Origin of the sequence: Micromonospora sp. NPDC023633, assembly GCF_040640035.1 — a bacterium.
In the GTDB taxonomy this organism is placed as follows: domain Bacteria; phylum Actinomycetota; class Actinomycetes; order Mycobacteriales; family Micromonosporaceae; genus Micromonospora.
This window is the reverse complement of sequence record NZ_JBFABB010000063.1, coordinates 23,453-40,272: the sequence shown is the minus strand read 5'-3', so window position 1 is coordinate 40,272 and position 16,820 is coordinate 23,453. Positions and strand designations below refer to the sequence as shown.

The 16,820-nt window shown below is 70.8% G+C and carries 16 protein-coding genes; 5 read left to right on the top strand and 11 right to left on the bottom strand.

Annotated elements, in window-relative coordinates:
• Positions 1–195: 195 nt before the first annotated feature.
• Both AB0G13_RS20335 and AB0G13_RS20330 read right to left on the bottom strand, forming a co-directional pair.
• Complete coding sequence (locus AB0G13_RS20335; RefSeq protein WP_357876331.1) at positions 196–867, bottom strand: DUF4190 domain-containing protein; 672 nt, start codon at positions 865–867, stop codon at positions 196–198.
• A 20-nt stretch (positions 868–887) separates the two neighbouring features.
• The gene (locus tag AB0G13_RS20330; RefSeq protein WP_357876329.1) at positions 888–1,238 is read right to left on the bottom strand and encodes a CD225/dispanin family protein; all 351 of its coding nucleotides are present in this window, start codon (positions 1,236–1,238) and stop codon (positions 888–890) included.
• A 131-nt stretch (positions 1,239–1,369) separates the two neighbouring features.
• On the opposite strand from AB0G13_RS20330, the gene purN reads away from it, so the two are divergent.
• On the top strand, positions 1,370–1,990 hold the full coding sequence (gene purN, locus AB0G13_RS20325) for a phosphoribosylglycinamide formyltransferase (RefSeq protein ID WP_357876327.1): 621 nt from the start codon (positions 1,370–1,372) through the stop codon (positions 1,988–1,990).
• Positions 1,987–3,558, top strand: a complete 1,572-nt coding sequence (purH, locus tag AB0G13_RS20320; protein WP_357876325.1) for a bifunctional phosphoribosylaminoimidazolecarboxamide formyltransferase/IMP cyclohydrolase — start codon at positions 1,987–1,989, stop codon at positions 3,556–3,558. The genes purN and purH overlap by 4 nt, the downstream gene beginning before the upstream one ends.
• A gap of 109 nt (positions 3,559–3,667) precedes the next feature.
• On the opposite strand, the gene AB0G13_RS20315 is transcribed toward purH, so the two are convergent.
• From AB0G13_RS20315 to AB0G13_RS20295, 5 genes are all read right to left on the bottom strand, one after another.
• Positions 3,668–4,696, bottom strand: a complete 1,029-nt coding sequence (locus AB0G13_RS20315; RefSeq protein ID WP_357876323.1) for a dipeptide ABC transporter ATP-binding protein — start codon at positions 4,694–4,696, stop codon at positions 3,668–3,670.
• Positions 4,680–5,717: an ABC transporter ATP-binding protein gene (locus AB0G13_RS20310; protein WP_357876321.1), complete on the bottom strand. Its 1,038-nt coding sequence runs from the start codon at positions 5,715–5,717 to the stop codon at positions 4,680–4,682. Before AB0G13_RS20310 ends, AB0G13_RS20315 begins: the two co-directional genes overlap by 17 nt.
• Before the next feature lie 110 nt (positions 5,718–5,827).
• Complete coding sequence (locus tag AB0G13_RS20305; RefSeq protein WP_357876319.1) at positions 5,828–6,784, bottom strand: ABC transporter permease; 957 nt, start codon at positions 6,782–6,784, stop codon at positions 5,828–5,830.
• A 150-nt stretch (positions 6,785–6,934) separates the two neighbouring features.
• Complete coding sequence (locus AB0G13_RS20300) at positions 6,935–7,873, bottom strand: ABC transporter permease (protein ID WP_334609373.1); 939 nt, start codon at positions 7,871–7,873, stop codon at positions 6,935–6,937.
• A gap of 82 nt (positions 7,874–7,955) precedes the next feature.
• On the bottom strand, positions 7,956–9,560 hold the full coding sequence (locus AB0G13_RS20295) for an ABC transporter substrate-binding protein (protein ID WP_357876316.1): 1,605 nt from the start codon (positions 9,558–9,560) through the stop codon (positions 7,956–7,958).
• 430 nt (positions 9,561–9,990) lie between these two features.
• Here AB0G13_RS20295 and AB0G13_RS20290 point away from each other — a divergent pair, with 430 nt between their 5' ends.
• Together AB0G13_RS20290 and mdh are read left to right on the top strand one after the other, a co-directional pair.
• Positions 9,991–10,851, top strand: coding sequence for a bifunctional methylenetetrahydrofolate dehydrogenase/methenyltetrahydrofolate cyclohydrolase (locus tag AB0G13_RS20290; RefSeq protein ID WP_357876314.1), 861 nt, complete (start codon positions 9,991–9,993; stop codon positions 10,849–10,851).
• A 140-nt stretch (positions 10,852–10,991) separates the two neighbouring features.
• Positions 10,992–11,942: a malate dehydrogenase gene (gene mdh, locus AB0G13_RS20285; RefSeq protein WP_357876312.1), complete on the top strand. Its 951-nt coding sequence runs from the start codon at positions 10,992–10,994 to the stop codon at positions 11,940–11,942.
• A 371-nt stretch (positions 11,943–12,313) separates the two neighbouring features.
• Here mdh and AB0G13_RS20280 read toward each other — a convergent pair whose 3' ends face one another.
• Positions 12,314–12,784, bottom strand: a complete 471-nt coding sequence (locus AB0G13_RS20280; RefSeq protein WP_357876309.1) for a hypothetical protein — start codon at positions 12,782–12,784, stop codon at positions 12,314–12,316.
• Entirely contained in the window at positions 12,754–13,188 is a 435-nt protein-coding gene (locus tag AB0G13_RS20275) for a hypothetical protein (RefSeq protein ID WP_357876307.1), read from the bottom strand. The genes AB0G13_RS20280 and AB0G13_RS20275 overlap by 31 nt, the downstream gene beginning before the upstream one ends.
• 137 nt (positions 13,189–13,325) lie before the next feature.
• On the opposite strand from AB0G13_RS20275, the gene AB0G13_RS20270 reads away from it, so the two are divergent.
• Positions 13,326–14,543: an NADP-dependent isocitrate dehydrogenase gene (locus AB0G13_RS20270; protein WP_357876305.1), complete on the top strand. Its 1,218-nt coding sequence runs from the start codon at positions 13,326–13,328 to the stop codon at positions 14,541–14,543.
• A gap of 356 nt (positions 14,544–14,899) precedes the next feature.
• Here the strand turns inward: AB0G13_RS20270 and galT are convergent, their stop codons facing one another.
• A complete protein-coding gene (galT, locus tag AB0G13_RS20265) occupies positions 14,900–15,976 on the bottom strand; it encodes a galactose-1-phosphate uridylyltransferase (protein ID WP_357876303.1) in 1,077 nt (358 codons plus the stop codon).
• Positions 15,973–16,794: a DeoR/GlpR family DNA-binding transcription regulator gene (locus tag AB0G13_RS20260; RefSeq protein WP_357876301.1), complete on the bottom strand. Its 822-nt coding sequence runs from the start codon at positions 16,792–16,794 to the stop codon at positions 15,973–15,975. Before AB0G13_RS20260 ends, galT begins: the two co-directional genes overlap by 4 nt.
• Positions 16,795–16,820 lie beyond the last annotated feature (26 nt).

The window sequence follows — 16,820 nt, the reverse complement described above, 5'->3', positions numbered from 1 at the left end:
GGCAGGTGGCGGCGGTGGCGACCGCGGTCGTCACCGCCGGTGCGCTGATCGGCGCCGCCGCGACCCGGGTGCTGTCCCGCCCGCCCCGCTGAGGGCCGGCAGCGCTGAGGGCCGGCAGCCCGCGCGCCCCGCTGAGGGCCTACGGACGCCGAAGGGGCGCCCCGGACGATCCGGGACGCCCCTGTCGCATGGCGGTCAGGGCTGGTTGGGCAGCGTGAAGCTGAAGCCCAGCAGGATGATCTGGAGCAGGCCGAGCACGACGCCGATGGCGCCGCAGATCAGGCCGGCGAGGGCCTGACCGTTGTTGTCGGCCAGCCCCTGGGCGGCCTTCTGCTTGCCCAGCCACCCGGTCACCAACGCGCCGATGCCCAGCGGGATGCCGAGGTAGCAGCAGACCAGCGGGATCGACGCGATGCCGAGGATCATGGACACCAGACCGAGGGTGTTCTGCTGCTGCCCCGGTCCCTTCCCGGTGAACCCCGCGTTGGGGTACATGGGCGGCGGCGCGTACGCCTGCTGGCCGTACGGGTCCTGGTACGGCTGCTGCCCGTACGGCTGACCCGACGCCGGCTGCCCGTACGGCTGGCCGGAGGTGGGCGGCTGCCCGTACGGCTGGCCGGAGGTGGGCGGCTGCCCGTACGGCTGGCCCGAGGTGGGCGGCTGGCCGTAGGGGTCCTGCTGGCCGTACGGATTCTGCTGGCCGTACGGGTCCTGCGGTGCGGCGTACGGGTCGTTCGGCTGCCCGGAGGTGGGCTGCTGACCGTACGGCGCCGCCGGCGGCGGGGCGTACGGGTCGTGGTGCGGCGCGGTCGGATCCTGGTGCGGCTGCTGGCCGTACGGATCCTGTCCGGGGTAACCGGGCTGCATGCGACTCCTCGTCCGATCTGTCAGTAGCTGCTGGTGGAGGCGCTCTCGCCCATCACGCCGGCGAGCCCACCGAGCAGGCAGCAGATCAGCACGATCACGTACCAGCTGATGCCGACGATGAGCGCCCACTTGGACCACTTCTTCGACTCGGCGGCGGCGGCCTGGGCCCCGGCGTAGTCACCCTGCTGGAGCAGCGGGTTCACCTTGGAGGCGTTCATGATCGCCGGGATGGCCAGTGGCCAGAAAAGGAAGATGGCGACGATCGACATCGTCATGTTGTTGTTGATCTGCGGCTGCTGCGGCTGGTATCCGGGCTGCATCTCGGCGTACTCCTCATTCCACTCGACGCCCCGCCAAGGGCGTCGGATCACTGACGGGTGCGGGCCGACGCGCGCCGGGCCCGAGCGACCGGCAGCGTACCTGGTCCGGACCATTCACGTCGTCGGTGAATGTCGCAATGCCCAGCGGATGGACCCGCCGGCAGGCCCGATAGGCTGGTCCGGTGACCGAGCCCGCGCCCGTCGCCCGCATCGTCGTCCTCGTCTCCGGCTCCGGCAGCAACCTTCAGGCCCTGCTCGACGCCGGCGCCGATTCCGCGTACGGGGCCCGGGTGGTGGCCGTCGGCGCCGACCGGGACGGCATCGCGGGTCTGGACCGGGCCGCCGCGGCCGGGGTGCCGACCTTCGTCGAGCGGGTCGCCGACCACCCCACCCGCGAGGACTGGGACGCCGCGTTGACCGCCCGCGTCGCCGAGCACCGGCCCGACCTGGTCATCTCTGCCGGTTTCCTCAAGCTGGTCGGCCCGCACTTCCTGGCCGCCTTCGGCGACCGCTACCTGAACACGCACAACACGCTGCTGCCGGCGTTCCCCGGCATCCACGGCCCACGCGACGCCCTCGCCTACGGCGTGAAGGTCACCGGGGCCACGCTCTTCTTCGTCGACGCCGGCATGGACACCGGCCCGATCGTCGCGCAGGTCGCCGTGCCGGTGCACGACGACGACGACGTCGAGACGCTCACCGAGCGCATCAAGGAAGCCGAGCGGCGCCAGCTCGTCGAGCAGGTGGGCCGCCTGGTCCGCGAAGGTTGGACGATCACCGGAAGAAAGGTCACGGTCCCGTGAGTTCCACTCAGGACGAACGCCGCCAGATCAGGCGGGCGCTGGTCAGCGTCTACGACAAGACCGGTCTGGTCGAGCTGGCCCGGGCGCTGCACTCGGCCGGGGTGGAGATCGTCTCGACCGGCAGCACGGCCTCGGCCATCGCCGGCGCGGGGGTGCCGGTGACCCCGGTGGAGACGGTGACCGGTTTCCCGGAGATCCTCGACGGGCGGGTCAAGACGCTGCACCCGAAGGTGCACGGCGGGCTCCTCGCCGACCTGCGCAAGGACTCCCACGTCGCCCAGCTCGACGAGCACGGCATCGCCGGAATCGACCTGCTGGTGTCCAACCTCTACCCGTTCCAGGCCACGGTCGCCTCCGGCGCCGGCGTCGAGGAGTGCGTGGAGCAGATCGACATCGGCGGTCCGGCCATGGTCCGGGCCGCCGCCAAGAACCACGCCTCGGTCGCCGTGGTGACCGACCCGGCCGCGTACCCGGCGCTGCTCACCGCGCTCGACGAGGGCGGCTTCACGCTGGCCCAGCGGCGCGTGCTGGCCGCCCGTGCCTTCGCCGTCATCGCCGAGTACGACGTGGCGGTCGCCGAGTGGTGCGCCACCACGCTGGCGCCCGAGGAGAACGGCTGGCCGGACTTCGCCGGGCTGTCGCTGCGCCGCTCGGCGGTGTTGCGCTACGGCGAGAACCCGCACCAGCCGGCGGCGCTCTACGTCGACCCGTCCAGCCCGGCCGGGCTCGCCCAGGCCGAGCAGCTGCACGGCAAGGAGATGTCCTACAACAACTACGTCGACGCCGACGCCGCGTGGCGGGCGGCCAACGACTTCGCCGACCAGCCGGCGGTGGCGATCATCAAGCACGCCAACCCGTGCGGCATCGCGGTCGGCGCCGACGTGGCCGAGGCGCACCGCAAGGCACACGCCTGCGACCCGGTGTCCGCGTACGGCGGGGTGATCGCCGTCAACCGGCCGGTCTCGGTCGAGTTGGCCCGGCAGGTCTCGGAGATCTTCACCGAGGTGCTGGTGGCGCCCGGGTTCGACGAGGGCGCGGTGGAGATCCTCCAGGGCAAGAAGAACATCCGGCTGCTGCACGCGCCGGCCTTCGACCCGCTGCCGGCGGAGTGGCGGCAGGTCACCGGCGGCGTACTGGTGCAGATGGCCGACCGGATCGACGCCGAGGGCGACGACCCGGCCAACTGGCGGCTGGCCACCGGCGAGGCCGCCGACGAGGCGACCCTGCGTGACCTGGCCTTCGCCTGGCGGGCGGTGCGCGCCGTGAAGAGCAACGCGATCCTGCTGGCCAAGGACGGCGCGACCGTCGGCGTCGGGATGGGCCAGGTCAACCGGGTCGACTCGGCGCAGCTCGCGGTCAGCCGGGCCGGGGCGGACCGGGCCCGGGGAGCGGTCTGCGCCTCGGACGCCTTCTTCCCGTTCGCCGACGGCCCAAAGATCCTCATCGACGCCGGGGTCCGCGCGATCGTGCAGCCGGGCGGCTCGATCCGGGACGAGGAAGTGATCGCCGCCGCCAAGGAGGCCGGCGTCACCATGTACCTGACCTCCACCCGCCACTTCTTCCACTGACCCCCGCCCCGCTCGGTCGATCATGCAGGTGTGGTGCCCCGCGAAAGGGGCGAAGGCGGGCGGTCCGCCCACCACAACTGCATGATCGACGCGGCGGGTGGCCGGGGGGTCAGGGGGTGGGGCGGAGTTCGGCGAAGTGGCAGGCCGAGGGGTGCGGGTCCGCCGCGCGGGGGACCGCGTGGGGTTCCTGGGTGGCGCAGACCTCCTGGGCCTTCCAGCAGCGGGTGCGGAAGTGGCAGCCGCTCGGCGGGTCGGCCGGGCTGGGCACGTCGCCGGTGAGCCGGATCATCGTGCGCTGGTCGCGGGCCTCCGGGTCCGGCACCGGCACGGCTGAGAGCAGCGCCTGGGTGTACGGGTGGGTGGCCCGTTCGTAGATCTCGTCCTCGGTGCCGATCTCCACGATCTTGCCGAGGTACATGACCGCGACCCGGTCCGAGATGTGCCGGACCACCGACAGGTCGTGCGCGATGAAGATGTACGACAGCCCGAACTCGTCCTGGAGCTTCTCCAGCAGGTTGATCACCTGCGCCTGGATCGACACGTCCAGGGCGGAGACCGGCTCGTCGCAGACGATGATCTCGGGCCGCAGGGCGAGCGCGCGGGCGATGCCGATGCGCTGCCGTTGACCGCCGGAGAACTGGTGCGGGTACCGGTTGATGTGCTCCGGGTTCAGGCCGACCACGTCGAGCAGCTCCCGCACCCGTGCCTGCCGGCTGCCCTTCGGCGCCGCGTCCGGGTGGATCTCGAACGGCTCGCCGATGATGTCGCCGACCGTCATCCGCGGGTTCAGCGAGGTGTACGGGTCCTGCATGACCATCTGCATGTTGCGCCGCAGCCGGCGCAGTTCGGCGCCGGAGGCCTTGAACAGGTCCCTGCCCTCCAGGGTGGCCCGGCCCGCGGTCGGCGTCTCCAGCCGCATGAGCAGCCGGGCCAGCGTCGACTTGCCGCAGCCGGACTCGCCGACCACCCCGAGGGTCTCGCCCCGGCGCAGCTCGAAGCTGACCCCGTCGACGGCCTTGACGGCGCCGACCTGCTTCTCGAACAGCACGCCCCGGCGGATGGGGAAGTGCTTGACCAGGTTGTCGACGGCGAGGATCGTCTCGCCGCGCACCTTGGTGGGGCTAGCGGGCGCTGTCATCACGGACCTCCTGGGCGAAGTGGCACGCGCTGGTCCGGCCGTCGCCCAGGACCAGGTCGTGCGGCACCACGTCGACGCAGACCTGCTGCACGTACGGGCACCGGGGGTGGAAGGGGCAGCCGGACGGGATCCGCATCAGGTTCGGCGGCAGCCCCCTGATGGTGGAGAGCTCCTGACCCCGTACGTCCAGCCGCGGGATCGACTCCAGCAGCCCCTTGGTGTACGGGTGGGCCGGCGCCCGGTACAGCGAGCGGACGTCGGCGTGCTCGACGATCCGGCCGGCGTACATGACGGCGATCCGGTCCGCGACGCCGGCGACCACGCCGAGGTCGTGCGTGATCAGGATCATCGCCATGTCGAGGTCGCGGCGCAGGTCGGCCAGCAGGTCCATGATCTGGGCCTGCACGGTGACGTCCAGGGCCGTGGTCGGCTCGTCGGCGATCAGCACCTTCGGATTCATGGCCAGCGCCATCGCGATCATGACGCGCTGCCGCATGCCGCCGGAGAACTGGTGCGGGTAGTCGCCGAGCCGGTTGGCGGCCCCGGGGATCCGCACCAGGTCCATCAGCTCGACGACCCGCCCGCGGGCGTCCGCCTTCGACATGCCCTCGCGCTGACGCAGCGTCTCGCCGATCTGCCAGCCCACCGGGAAGACCGGGTTCAGCGCGGAGAGGGCGTCCTGGAAGATCATCGCGATCTCCTTGCCGCGCACCTGCCGGCGCTGCTCCTCCGGCAGCTTCAGCAGGTCCCGCCCCTGGTAGAGGACCTCGCCGGAGCGGATCACGGCCGGGGGAGTGTCGAGGATGCCCATGATCGCCTGGGCGGTGACCGACTTGCCGGAGCCCGACTCGCCGAGCACGGCGAGCGTCTCGCCGGGGTCCAGGTGGTAGGAGACCCCGTTGATCACCTTGGCCACGCCCTCGCCGGTGCGGAACTCGACGTGCAGGTCCCGTACGTCCAGCAGGTGCCCGCCCTCGGGCGTCGGGGAGGCCGGCGTGGGTCGGACGGCGGACTGGCTCACGGTCTCTGCCTCTCGCTCTCGACTGGAAGGCTCGCTGCGTTCGGCCGCACGAGCCCGCTTCCGCCCGGGACGGCGGGGCTCGCCGCGCCCACTCCTCGTGCTCGCACGTGTCACCGCAGCTTCGGGTCGAAGGCGTCGCGGATCGCGTCGCCGAGCATGATGAACGCCAGCACGGTCAGCGCCAGGAAGACCGAGGGGACCAGCAGCGGGGTGGCGGACTCCCGCATGTGCACCCGGCCGGCGTCGATGTCGATGCCCCAGGAGATGGTCGGTGCCTTGAGCCCGATGCCGAGGAAGCTCAGCGTCGCCTCGGCGGCGATGAACGAGCCGAGGGCGATGGTCAGCACCACGATCGCCGGGGCGAGCGCGTTGGGCAGGATGTGCCGCAGCATGATCCGACCGTCGCCGGCGCCGAGCATCCGGGCCGCCGCGACGTAGTCCTGCTCCTTGGCGGTGATCACCGAGGAGCGGACGACGCGGGCGGCGGTGGTCCAGCCGAGGACCGCCAGCACGAAGATCACCGCGCCGATCCGGACCGCCGAGCTGTCGCTGTTGACCCGTTTGAGCAGCACGATCGCGGCGAGCAGGAGCGGGATGCCGAGGACGATGTCGATCACCCGGGAGAGCACCGCGTCGACCCAGCGGCCGAAGTAGCCGGCCAGCATCCCCACGGCGAGCGCGATCAGGCCGGTGAGCAGCGCGGAGAGCGCGCCGACCAGCAGCGACGCGCGGGCGCCGTAGACCGCCCGGGAGTACGTGTCGCAGCCCTGGAAGTCGTACCCGAAGATCGCCCCGCCGGACGGCCCGGCGTGCTGGCGGGCCAGCACGCAGTCGCGCGGGTCGTTCGCGGTGAACAGCGCGGGAACGGCGGCCATGGCGGCGACCAGCACCACCAGGGCGAGGCTGACCCAGAAGATCGGGTTGCGGCGCAGGTCGCGCCAGGCGTCGCCGGCCAGGCTGCGGGGCTTCTGCGGTACGCCGACCTGGTTCGGCGCGCCCGGCTCACCCGACGGTCCCCGCCGCGCGGCCTGGTTCTCGCTGGCCGCGACGGTCTCGAAGTCACTCATGCCCGCACCTCGCTGCGCTCGGCGCGGACCTGAGCGACCGAGCACCCTGCGTCGATGATTCGTTCGCTGCGCGCTGTCGGCGCTCCCCCTCGCTGCGCTCCGGGGCGCGCCGAGCCGCGAAACACTGCGCTGCCGATTCGTTCGCTGCGCTCACTCATAGCGGATCCTCGGGTCGAGTACGGCGTACAGGACGTCCACCACCAGGTTGGAGACGAGGTAGACCACGACGAGCACGCTGACGATGCCCACCACCAGCGGGCCGTCCTCGGTGCGGATGCCGCGGAAGAGGTTGAAGCCGACTCCGGGGATGTTGAACACGCCCTCGGTGATGATCGCGCCGCTCATCAGGTTGCCCAGCTCGACGCCGAGGAAGGTGACCACCGGGATGAGCGAGTTGCGCAGCACGTGGACGCTGACGATCCGCCGCTTCACCAGTCCCTTCGACCGGGCGGTGCGGACGTAGTCGGCGCGCAGGTTCTCGGCCACGGACGTCCGGGTCAGCCGCAGCGCGGTGGCCAGCGAGAGCGAGCCGAGCACGATGCCCGGCAGCAGGAGCGCGTACAGGTCCGGGTCGGCGCCGGCGGTGGGCGGGAAGAGCTGCCACCTCACGCCGAGGAGGTACTGCGCCAGCGGCGCGAGCACGATCGTCGGGATGCCGAGCACCAGCAGCGTCAGCAGCAGGGTCGAGTTGTCGAAGATGCTGGCCCGCCGGATGCCGGCGAGCACGCCCGCGGTGACCCCGAAGAGGATGGTGACCGCCATGGCGATCAGCGCCAACTTGACCGTGACCGGCCAGGCGGCGGCCAGGATGTCGCCGATCGAGCGTCCGGTGAGGGACTGCCCGAGGTCACCCTGGAGCAGGTTCTTCAGATAGTCGAAGTAGCGGTAGAAGAAGCCGCCGACCCCGGTCCGGTCGAGGTGGAACTTCTCCGTCAGGTATGCCCGCTGGGCCGCCGTGACCGGGCGCTCGCCGGCGAGCGCCTGGATGGGGTCGCCCTGGCCGGCGAACATCAGCGCGTAGACGATCAGCGTGGTCCCGAAGAACGCGAGGACCATCTGGAGCAGACGCCGCAGGATGAAGCGGAACATACTTGGCAGTCTCTCTGAAAAAGGGCGAAGAGGATGGCGGGTCGGGCCACCGTCCGCCGATGGCCCGACCCGTCGTGCCGTGTTACTTGACGGCCTCGATCTTCAGCAGGTCGATCCGGTCGAAGAGATCCATCTCCACGTTCGTGACCTTGGTCGAGTGGCCGAAGTTGTTCTGGCCGTAGCGCAGCGGGATCACCGGCAGGTCCTCCGCCAGCAGGTCCTCCGCCGCCTGGTACTTCTTGACCGCCTCGTCCTCGTTCGCGGCGCTGGCGCCCTCGGCGAGCAGCTTGTCGAACTCGGGGTTGCTGTAGCCGTAGTAGTTCGACGAGCCGTTGCTGCTGTACAGCGGGCCCAGGTAGTTCTCCATGGACGGGTAGTCCATGACCCAGCCCATCCGGAACAGGCCGACCGGCTGCTTGGCCTTCACCTTGGTCAGCAGGTCCGCGAACTTCGGCTCGGCGGTGCCCACGCAGTCCACGCCCAGGTTGGTCTTGAGCTGGTTGCAGGTCGCGTCGATCCAGTCCTTGTGGCCGCCGTCGCCGTTGTAGGACAGCTCGATCTTCGCGGGGCCGCCCGCGGCCTGGTACAGGCTCCTGGCCTTGGCCGGGTCGAACTCGCCGGCCTCGCCGATGGTGTTGTCGCGGTAGCCCGCGACGACCGGCGAGACGAACGAGCGGGCCGGCTGCTGCGAGTCCTTGAAGATCGACTTGGTGATCTCGTCCCGGTCGATCGCCATCGAGATGGCCTTGCGCACGTCCGGGTTGCTGAACTCCTCCTGGAACGTCGGGAAGGCCAGCACCTGCAGCGCCGAGGCGGAGCTCTGCTTGAACCGGTCACCGAGGTCGGTGGCGGCCGTCGAGAGGTTCTCGGTCGGGACGGTCTTGATGACGTCCAGGTTGTCCGAGAGCACGTCCGCGTACGCGGCGGTCGGCTGCTGGTAGATCCGGAACTCGACGCCGGCCACCTTCGGCTGCTCGCCGGGGAAGGCGTCGTACTTCTCGACCTCGACCTTGGCGTCGTGCTGCCAGGTGCCCTTCATCTTGAACGGGCCCTGGCCGACCGGCGCCTGCTCGTACCCCTCGGCCAGCACGCCGGGCGCGGAGAACGCGGCCTTCGGCATCGGGTAGAAGGCCGTGTAGCCGAGCATGGTCTTGAACTCGCTGTACGGCTGGGACAGCGTGACGGTGAAGGTCAGGTCGTCGACCTTCTTCAGTCCGCTGAGCGTCTTGGCCTTCGGGGATTCGCCCTGCACGTCCTCGTAGCCGGCGATCTTCTCGAAGAAGTAGCTGGAGTTCTGGCCGTTCGGGGCGTAGGCGCCGTAGTTCCAGGCGTCGACGTAGTTGTCGGCGGTGACCTTCTCGCCGTTGTGGAAGGTGTAGCCGTCCTTCAGCTTGACCGTCCAGGTCGTGTTGTCCTCGGACGTCACCGACTCGGCCGCCACCTCGTAGGGCTTGTTGGCCTCGTCGTAGTCGACCAGCGGGCTGAACAGGGCGGCGAGCACCTGCGAGCCGCTCGTCTCGTTGGTGTTGGTCGGCACCAGGTGCTGCGGCTCGGCGATCTCGATCCGCACGGCCGCGTCGGGGTTGCTCTCGCCGGATCCACCGTCGCCGCCCGAGCCGCAGGCCACCAGGCCCAGGGTCACCGCGAGCGGGAGGGCGGTCCAGGCAGCGAGCCTACGAACACGCATGTAGCCTCCTCATCTCCTCACGCTGCGCAGTCAGGCCCGGCGCTGGGTTTACGCTGCGCAACGTTGGGCAACGGTAGGTCGCCGGCCGACGATCGACAACGGGCGGGTTGCGAACCGGTAACGGAGTCACCGTGGGGGGCTTGCCTCCACGGGCTCGACCTGCTACCGCCGTCGGGCTGCGGATGGGCCACTGGGCTGCGGGGATTCTCGGACTCGGCGCGTCGGTCGCGACCACCCTGCCCCTTCGGGGCGTCTTGGTGCGCCCGTGCCGCAGTGCCCCGGGAGCCGCCCTTGAGTCCGGATCCGGGAGGCGTTTCGATCACCGACGAGTAACTCAGAGTGATTAAGTGCACGTTACTCTTCGTGATTGAATGGCGGGCTGCCGCAGGTCCTCGGATCACCGGCCCGTCGACCGTGAGACGATCTGGGCGTGACGGCGACGCTTCTGGACGGCAAGGCGACCGCGGCCGAGATCAAGGACGAGCTGCGGACACGGGTCAAGGCACTGGCGGAACAAGGCATCACCCCCGGGCTCGGCACCGTCCTGGTCGGCGCGGATCCCGGCTCCCAGGCCTACGTCAACGGCAAGCACCGCGACTGCGCCGAGGTGGGCATCGCCTCCATCCGCCGCGAGCTGCCGGCCGACGCGACCCAGGAGCAGGTCGACGCCGTGCTCGCCGAGCTGAACGCCGACCCGGCGTGCCACGGCTACATCGTCCAGCTGCCGCTGCCGGGCCACCTCGACACCCAGCGGGTGCTGGAGCTGATCGACCCCGACAAGGACGCCGACGGCCTGCACCCGGTCAACCTCGGCCGGCTCGTCCTGGGCTACGACGGCCCGCTGCCCTGCACCCCGCGCGGCATCGTCGAGCTGCTCCGCCGGCACGACGTGGCGCTGCGCGGCGCCAAGGTCGCCGTGGTGGGGCGCGGCAACACCGTCGGCCGCCCGCTCGGCCTGCTGCTCACCCGGCGCAGCGAGAACGCCACCGTGACCCTCTGCCACACCGGCACCCTCGACCTGGCCGCGCACACCCGGGCCGCCGACATCGTGATCGTGGCCGCCGGCGTGCCGGGCCTGCTCACCGCGGACATGCTCACGCCGGGCGCGGTGGTGGTCGACGTCGGCATCACCCGGGTCATCGGCCCGGACGGCAAGGGCCGCTACACCGGCGACGTCGCCCCGGACGCGGCGGAGGTGGCCGGCAAGCTGGTGCCCATGCCGGGCGGCGTCGGCCCGATGACCCGCGCGATGCTGCTGACCAACGTCGTGGAGCGGGCCGAGCGCGACTGAGCGCCCACCACGCCCCGCTCGGAGCCGGACGGCGGTGACATTCGCCCCATCCCGGCGATGGCCGCCGCCCCTGACCCGATCGGTGCCAGGATGACTGATACGGTCCGGAAAACCGACTGGTAGCAGGGAGTGGGACGACCATGGGTAAGAAGGTCACTGTCGTCGGGGCCGGCTTCTACGGCTCCACCACCGCACAGCGCCTGGCCGAGTACGACGTCTTCGACACCGTCGTGATCACCGACATCGTGGAGGGCAAGCCCGCGGGTCTCGCCCTGGACCTCAACCAGTCGCGCGCCATCGAGGGCTTCGAGACCAAGGTGGTCGGCGTGACCACCGGCCCGAACGGCGAGGGCTACGAGGCGATCGAGGGCTCGGACGTCGTGGTGATCACCGCCGGCCTGCCGCGCAAGCCGGGCATGAGCCGGATGGATCTGCTGGAGACGAACGCCAAGATCGTCCGCCAGGTCTCCGAGAACGTCGCGAAGTACGCCCCGAACGCCGTCGTCATCGTCGTGTCCAACCCGCTGGACGAGATGACCGCGCTGGCCCAGCTCGCCACCCAGTTCCCGAAGAACCGGGTGCTCGGCCAGGCCGGCATGCTGGACACCGCCCGGTTCACCAACTTCGTGGCCGAGGCGCTGGGCGTACCGGTGAAGTCGGTCAAGACGCTGACCCTCGGCTCGCACGGCGACACGATGGTGCCGGTGCCGTCGCAGAGCAGCGTCGACGGCAAGCCGCTGCGTGAGGCCATGCCGGCCGAGCAGATCGAGGAGCTGGTCGTCAAGACCCGTAACGGCGGCGCCGAGGTGGTCGCGCTGCTCAAGACCGGTTCGGCGTACTACGCGCCGTCGGCCGCCGCCGCCCGGATGGCCAAGGCCGTCGCGGAGGACTCCGGCGAGGTCATGCCGGTCTGCGCCTGGGTCGACGGCGAGTACGGCATCTCCGGCGTCTACCTGGGTGTCGAGGCCGCGATCGGCGCCGAGGGCGTCAAGCGGGTCGTCGAGACCGACCTGGACGCCGACGAGCTGGCCAGCCTGAAGGAGGCCGCCGAGGCCGTCCGCGCCAAGCAGGGCGACGTCGCCTCCATGTGAGCCACCACCCGTCGAGGGGGCACGCCGGTCCGCCGGCGTGCCCCCTCGACGTTCCGCCCGCTACAGCGACACGAACGCCTCGCCGATATGGCGGTCGCTGCGCTCCAGGGCGGCCTGCTGACGCCTTAGCGGCCCGTCCGTAGTTTCCAGACCAGAACAACGTTAAGAACTGAGGGTTGATCAAGCTCTGATCCGGCCCGTAGCGTGCCGTCCCGTTCGGTGACGGTCGATGCTCGGGTGGTGGTTCGTGGCTTGGGATCTTCTCGCCACGCCTTTGGTGGGCCCGGCGGGCCAGGTCTGGTGCAGGACCGGCGGTTCTCGGCGGTGCCCGGACCTGGCAGGTCAGGCAAAGCCCTTGCTGTCGTTGTAGGTCAGTAGATCCGGTTGCGGTCGATGGCCCGCATCGCGTCCTGTGGGCTGGTGAACGTCTCGGTTCCAACCTGTGTCACCTCGACGAGCGTCTCCCGGCCACTGGCCACGCATACGAACTGGTAGCCCGACGTGGGGTGGCGCACGGCGGCCCGCCACTTTCCGGGGTGGACATCGCTGGGGATTGCCTCGCCGACCAGGTCGCGGCTTCCGGTATCGATGACGTGCCAGCACCCGGTGCCGTCATCTCTGAGAACCAGCTCCAGTCGTCCTTTCCTGGTCGTGGCACCGAAGCCACCACCGCCGCCACCAGCCCCGTCGTGACGGTCGCTGGAACTACCGGAAAAGTACTTTTTACCTTCAGATATCAGCCAGATTGCTACCCAAGGCACCCATAAAAACCAATAACTTAGCAACACGTCCAAAAGGAAGAGGATGACATTTACAAGCTGGTTGTCGGTCGGTTCGAACATAGGCACAAATCTCCTTTCGATGCGTGAGGGTCACGCTGGTGAGGACGTCGCCGGCACCACGACGGGACCGCGGGGCCGCGCGCGGCCAGGTCGCGCAGCAGCGTCACCCGCGAGGCGCGCGCCGCGGCGGCGTCCTCCTCGTGGGCGTACGCCAGCTCGGGATCGACCAGTTGCACGGCGTCGACCAGGGTCACCGGCCCGTCCCCCGCGCGGATGGCGAAGCTGCGGAACGGCAACCACCACCGCCCGTCGGCGGTCACCGTGCCCGGGTCCCGCCGGTCGGCCGCGCGCCAGCGCTCCAACCCGGCGTCCGGGAACGCCTCCGCACGGGGTTGGAAGAACGGCCCCTCGCCGTCGGTGAGCGCGGTGACCGTGATAGACCCGAGGATGCGGCTCGGCGGCATCCGGCGATCATTACAGCGGTCCCTGCGCCGTGCACCTTCGTTTGTTCCGGCCGACCGAGGCCGGCTGGGGACTGCCGACCAGTTTCCAGTACGCTCGTACTGCTTGAGCACGAGTCCCCCGAGAGGAGCGCCGGCCGATGGCGAAGATCAAGGTAAACAACCCGGTCGTTGAGCTCGACGGCGACGAGATGACCCGGATCATCTGGAAGCAGATCCGGGAGCAGCTGATCCTGCCCTACCTCGACGTCGACCTGCACTACTACGACCTGTCGATCCAGCACCGCGACGAGACCGACGACCAGGTCACCGTCGATGCCGCCAACGCCATCAAGGAGCACGGCGTCGGCGTCAAGTGCGCGACCATCACCCCGGACGAGGCCCGGGTGGAGGAGTTCGGCCTGAAGAAGATGTGGCGGTCGCCGAACGGCACGATCCGCAACATCCTCGGCGGCGTCGTCTTCCGTGAGCCGATCATCATGTCCAACGTGCCGCGGCTGGTCCCCGGCTGGACCAAGCCGATCATCATCGGCCGGCACGCCCACGGTGACCAGTACAAGGCCACCGACTTCGTCGTCCCCGGCCCGGGCAAGGTGACCGTCACCTACACCCCCGCCGACGGCGGCGCCCCGATGGAGATGGAGGTCGCCAACTTCTCCGGCGGCGGCATCGCCATGGGCATGTACAACTTCGACGAGTCGATCCGGGACTTCGCCCGCGCGTCGTTCCGGTACGGCCTGGACCGCAACTACCCGGTCTACCTGTCCACCAAGAACACCATCCTCAAGGCGTACGACGGCCGGTTCAAGGACATCTTCGCCGAGGTGTTCGAGAACGAGTTCAAGGCCGAGTTCGACGCCGCCGGCATCACCTACGAGCACCGGCTGATCGACGACATGGTCGCCGCGGCGCTCAAGTGGGAGGGCGGCTACGTCTGGGCCTGCAAGAACTACGACGGTGACGTGCAGTCCGACACCGTCGCGCAGGGCTTCGGCTCGCTGGGCCTGATGACCTCGGTGCTGCTCTCCCCGGACGGTCGTACCGTCGAGGCCGAGGCCGCGCACGGCACGGTCACCCGGCACTACCGGCAGTGGCAGAAGGGCGAGAAGACCTCGACCAACCCGATCGCGTCGATCTACGCCTGGACCCGGGGCCTGGCCCACCGGGGCAAGCTGGACGGCACCCCGGCGGTCACCGAGTTCGCCGACACCCTGGAGCAGGTCATCGTCGACACCGTCGAGGGCGGCCAGATGACCAAGGACCTCGCGCTGCTCATCTCGCGGGACGCCCCGTGGCTGACCACCGACGAGTTCATGAACGCGCTCGACGAGAACCTGGCGCGCAAGCTCTCCGCCTGATCCTCCGCGCGCCCTCGGGCGGCACCCCCGTGGTGCTGCCGCCGGGTCACCCAGGAGCCCGCCGGCCCTCGCCGGCGGGCTCCGCCGTTCCCGCCGACGCTCGGGGCTGGCGGCGTGTCGGCAGGTGACACGCCGGTCGCGTCACCAACTCCGGCGCGCCTCGTTGACCTGGGTGGACGAGATGCCAGTCGCGTCCAGGAAGGTTGACCGCGGTCGCCTCGCGGCAAGCGTGCCGATCAGCCAGCCTTCCCGGCTGTCGCGCACAGCCAGCCGTCCCTTCCCTGCGGGGGGCCCTGTCCCGGGCCCCCCGCGCCCTGTCTCCACCCTCCCTGCCGGCCAGTTCAGGCGCCCGTGCTTCACACGGCGCGGAGGAGCTCGGCGGCGCGCTCGGGGGCGATGTCGTTGATGAAGACGCCCATCGCGGACTCCGAGCCCGCCAGGTACTTCAGCTTGTCCTTCGCGCGCCGGATGCTGAACAGCTGCAGGTGCAGGTGGCCCAGCTCGCGGTCGACGCGTACCGGCGCCTGGTGCCAGGCGGCGATGTAGGGCATCGGCAGGTCGAACAGCCCGTCGAAGCGGCGCAGCAGGTCCAGGTAGAGCGGCCCGAAGGCGTCCCGCTCGGCGTAGTTCAGCGCGGGGATGTCCGGCACCGGCCGGTGCGGGGCCACGTGCACCTCGAACGGCCAGCGGGCCGCCGCCGGGACGTACGCCGTCCAGTGTTCGTTGGCGGCGACCACCCGGTCGCCGGCGGCCCGCTCGGCGGCGAGCACGTCTGCGTAGAGGTTGCGCCCGCCGGTGCGGTCCGCGTGCCGGCGGGCGGCGGCCAGCAGCGCCCGGGTCCGCGGGGTCACGAAGGGGTACGCGTAGACCTGGCCGTGCGGGTGGTGCAGGGTCACGCCGATCTCCACGCCCCGGTTCTCGAAGCAGAACACCTGCTCCACCCCGGGTAGCTCCGCGAGCGCCGCCGTGCGGTCGGCGAGCGCGTCGAGGACCGTGCGCACCCGACGCGGCGGGAGGGAGGCGAAGGACGCCTGGTGGTCGTCGGTGAAGCAGACCACCTCGCAGCGGCCCACGCCGGGCCGGACGGGGGTGAACGGGGTGATCTCGGCGGGCTCGTCGGCCACCCGGCCGCTCAGCGAGGGGAACCGGTTCTCGAAGACGGCGACGTCGTAGTCGGGCGCCGGGATCTCGCTCTGCCGACCGTCGGTGCTGGGGCAGAGCGGGCACTGGTCGGCCGGCGGAAGGAAGGTGCGGGTCTGCCGGTGCACGGCGACGGCCACCCACTCGTCGGTCAGCGGGTCCAGCCGCAGCTGCGACGCGGGCGGCGGCGGGGGCAGCTCGCGCCGGTCCGGCTGGTCCCGGACGGCGTCGTCCCGCTCGTCGAAGTAGATCAGCTCCCGGCCGTCGGCCAGCGCGATCGCGGTGCGCTTCACCTCGCCATCCCCTCATCTGTCGTCGTGGCCGTCCGTCCCGCGCCCGTCGCGGGCACGACCACCAGCTCGCCCACCCGGTCGTCGAGCACCCGCCGCGCGTCGGGAGGCAGCCGGTCGTCGGTGACCAGCAGGTGTGCGGCGGAAAGCTCAACGATCGAGGAGATGCCGACGGTGCCCCACTTGGAGTGGTCGGCGAGCACCACCAGCCGGTCGGCGGCGGCCACCAGGGCGCGGTCGGTCTCCGCCTCCATCAGGTTCGGGGTGGTGAACCCCGCCCGTTCGGTGATCCCGTGTACGCCGAGGAAGATCAGGTCCAGGTGCAGCGACCGGATGGCCGCGACGGCCAGCGGCCCGACCAGCGCGTCCGACGGCGTACGCACCCCGCCGGTGAGCACCACGGTCTGGTCCGACCGGCCGCCGGCGTGCAGGATCTCGGCCACCGGCAGCGAGTTGGTGACCACGGTCAGGCCCGGCACGTCCACCAGTCGGCGGGCCAGCTCGGCGGTGGTGGTGCCGGCGGAGAGGGCGACCGCCGCCCCGGGGCGGACCAGCTCGGCGGCGCGGCCGGCGATGGCCGCCTTCTCCGCCAGTTGCCGCACCGACTTGGCCCGGAAGCCCGGCTCGTCGGTCGAGCCGGGGCCGGCCGCCGTGGCGCCGCCGTGCACCTTGGCCAGCAGGCCGCGTTCGTGCAGCGCCTCCAGGTCGCGGCGGATGGTCATGTCCGAGACGCCGAACTCGGCGGCCAGCTCGGTGACCCGCACGCCGCCGGTGGCGCGGACCCGTTCCAGGATGGCCGCCTGCCGCTGCTGAGCGAGCATCCGCCGTACCTCCGTGCCAGCTGTGC